Origin of the sequence: Microvirga sp. KLBC 81, from assembly GCF_003075415.1 — a bacterium.
GTDB lineage: Bacteria > Pseudomonadota > Alphaproteobacteria > Rhizobiales > Beijerinckiaceae > Microvirga.
The window spans coordinates 1-1,062 of sequence record NZ_QDAH01000266.1; the positions used below are offsets into that span (position 1 = coordinate 1).

Consider the following 1,062-nt stretch of genomic DNA (forward strand, 5'->3'; position numbering starts at 1 on the left):
TAGAGCAACGGCAGTTCTGACGGAATCGTTGGGGCTATGCGGTGTGGCGGCTTCGTGATTCACTCATCTTGGCTCTCTTTGGAGGCGATGAGCGATGACCAAATCCTACTCGCTGGATCTGCGCCGCCGGGTGGCGCGCTTTGTCGAGGCGGGGCACTCCTGCCATGCCGCGGCCCGGCACTTTGACGTGTCGGTCGCCTTCGTGGTCCGGCTGATGGCGGCCTATCGGGCCACCGGTAGCCTGGCGCCCAAGCCGGAGGGGGGCTGGCGCTACTCCAAGCTCGATCCGCATCGCGAATTCCTCCTCCAACGTGTCGCCGAGAAGGGCGATATCACCATGCCGCAACTCGCGGCTGAATTGGCAGCCCGCGGCACCAAGGTCATGCCCGCCTCCATCGCGCGCTGGTTCATTCGCCAAGGCTACAGCTTCAAAAAAAACGCTGCGGGCCAGCGAACAAGGACGCTCCGATGTGCGCCAAGCGCGCGATCATTGGCGCACAAAGCGTCAGCCCCGCATGCGCCAAGAACCGCACCGGCTCGTCTTTCTCGATGAGACCGGTACCTCAACCAAGATGACACGCCTGCGCGGCCGCTGTCCCAAGGGGCAGCGTCTGTACGCCAAGGCGCCGTTCGGCCATTGGCTGACCCAGACCTTCATCGCGGGCCTGCGCTGCTATGGGCTCACAGCACCGTGGGTGATCGATGGGCCGATGACCCGGCAGATCTTCGAGATCTATGTTGAGACACAACTCGCCCCGACCTTGTCGAAAGGCGACGTGGTCATCCTCGACAACCTGCCGGCGCATAAGAGTGCGAAAGCCGAGATGGCCGTACAGGCTCGTGGCGCGTGGCTCCTGTTCCTGCCGCCCTACAGTCCTGACTTGAACCCGATTGAGCAGGTCTTCTCACAGATCAAAGCGCACTTGCGCAAAGCCGAAGCCCGAACCAGCGAGGCGCTCTGGCGAGCGATCGGCGACATCTGCGATCTCGTTGAGCCTGAGGCGTGCCGCAACTATTTCACCGCCGCCGGATACGGATTCGTCTGAATGCCCGATGCTCTAG

1 protein-coding gene is annotated in these 1,062 nt (G+C 62.8%); it reads left to right on the forward strand.

The annotated features are described in order from the left end of the window. Window positions 1-94 precede the first annotated feature (94 nt). Window positions 95-1,046, forward strand: a protein-coding gene (locus DC522_RS33670) for an IS630 family transposase (RefSeq protein WP_116532716.1) whose coding sequence is annotated in 2 segments (ribosomal slippage) — window positions 95-430 and window positions 432-1,046 — 951 coding nt in all. Because the reading frame shifts where the segments join, the coding sequence is not laid out codon by codon here. The last annotated feature ends 16 nt before the right edge of the window (window positions 1,047-1,062 follow it).